Annotated in this window: 1 protein-coding gene; it reads left to right on the plus strand. The window is 63.4% G+C overall.

What is annotated here, in order from left to right:
* Window positions 1-479: 479 nt before the first annotated feature.
* The gene (locus tag EP26_RS30635; protein ID WP_043345272.1) at window positions 480-1,451 is read left to right on the plus strand and encodes a carbohydrate-binding domain-containing protein; all 972 of its coding nucleotides are present in this window, start codon (window positions 480-482) and stop codon (window positions 1,449-1,451) included.
* Window positions 1,452-2,057 lie beyond the last annotated feature (606 nt).

Here is a 2,057-nt window from a genome sequence, read left to right on the forward strand (position 1 = left end):
GCCACTGGCCATGTCACAGATCAGCTCAGGAATAGGTGTGGCTGAGATGGCCCACTGAAATTCCGCCCGGACCACTCAATGGGGGCTGGTCACTCTGACGTCGCCACCGGCTCGCCTGTGCCTGCGGCCACCTCAGGCTCACCCAGCCGAGTCTGCCAGACTATTCTGAAGTAATAAGTCCGGCCCAACATCATTCGCGGCAGCGCGGATAAGTCTGCGCTGCCCGCACATCGCTGCCCGTCAGGCTATTTCGTCCCCCGAAGCCGCATCGTCTGGCCAAGGATCAGTGCTCGTCCGCCGAGGGACCGGATGGTTGGCATGATGATTGCGGCACTTGGCGTTACCCCGACACGGGATTGGAGAGTGGATAATCGTCTCAGTGACACCGATTGTTCGATCTCGAATTGTATTTTTCGAAATACACAAAAATGTGATATAAACAACATCGCGAGCTAACACGTCCTAATTCGGAGTTCAGCATGCTCACCCTCAGGATTTCCCAGGATGCGTGGCAGGGGAGCGCCCAGTACACGATCTCGGTCGACGGCAAGCAATTTGGCGGCGTCCGCACTGCCAGCGCCTCGCATGCGAACGGCAAGTACGACACCGTCTCCATCTCCGAGATCGGCGCCGGCTCGCACAAGGTCACGGTCAATTTCGTGAACGACGCCTATGGCGGCTCCTCCGCCGCGGACCGCAACCTCTATGTCGACGGCATCTTCCTCGACGGCGTGAGCCAGAACAGTGCGGCAAAGCTCGCCCGCGCCGGCGCGAAGGACTTCGCCATCGGCGGCTCCTTCGGCGTCTCCTATGTCGGCGAGCAGATCCTGCCCTCCGGCTGGAAGCAGCGCGACGTGGTCGAGAGCTTCAACGCCGGCAAGGGCATGTTCTCTCATAGCTGGGGCCCGGGCATCGACGCCTCGGTCAAGGGCCAGGTGACCCTGCGCAGCACCTGGGACGACCAGAGCAGCGGCACGATGATGAAGCCGGCCGGCGCCGACAAGGGCTTCGGCTATGGCCTGTACAGCTTCACCATCAAGGCTGAGGGTCATGTCGGGCCCTATGCCCTGCTCTGGCCGAGCACCGACAAGTGGCCGGGGCCGGAGATGGACATGTTCGAGATCCTCGCCAACGGCACGCCCTACAACACGGTGCACTGGCGCGGCTCCGACGGCGGCGACGGGTATACCAGCTTCATGCTGGGCAATGTCGACGAGACGCAGAAGCACACCTACTCCCTGCTCTGGGAGTCGGGCCGGCTGACCGGCTTCGCCGACGGCATCCAGAAGTGGACGACCACCTCGCACGTCCCGAAGGACTATGCGCATGGCGGCGAGAATGCCGTGCCATCCCTTGGGATGACGACAAACAACAACAACGGCGAACTCGGCGGCAAGAACTGGATGACCGCCTACGAATTCTCCTACGCCGACATGAACCCGCTGGGGTGATCCGTCACAAGCCCATGCTTCGTCCGGCACCATCGTCCCAGGGCCGGGCGACGCCGCCGACGGGCGGCAGGGCCGGCAGTCAGTGCATGCCAAGCTGCGCGTAGATCCGCTTCACATAAATGCCGAAGACCTCGGTCGCCTTGATGTCGAGGCCGCGCCCGGCGGGCAGGTCGATGCTGAAGTAGTCGGCCATCCGCGTCGGGCCGGCGGTCAGCGCGGCGCAGCGCGCTGCCTCCTTCCAAGGAGGCCAACTCTCCCATCCAGGTCGGATCCCAGTCAGGAGGGAAGGTCCGCGGGCGCCAGCCCCAAGAACTTCGACCACATGACGGATCCGGACGGCGCGGATTTGCGGATGGGCGCAGCATCATGGCGGGGCTGAAGCCGAGCTGCTGACGCCCGGTCACATGCGACAAGTCCCGCTTACCGCAAGTGACGCAGGGCTTGCCGCAATCGTGGCAAACCGCCAAAATCCGGACCTGACCGGGGGCGGGCAGGGGCATGGACGAGGGGGTTATACCAAATCCCGTTAATCAGAACCCATACAGTAAAGCGGCCGGGTTAAGGACGGAGCGTGCTGCTGCGGGGCGCCCCGCCGCCGCCAATAGG

Source organism: Belnapia moabensis DSM 16746, assembly GCF_000745835.1.
Taxonomy (GTDB): Bacteria; Pseudomonadota; Alphaproteobacteria; order Acetobacterales; family Acetobacteraceae; genus Belnapia; species Belnapia moabensis.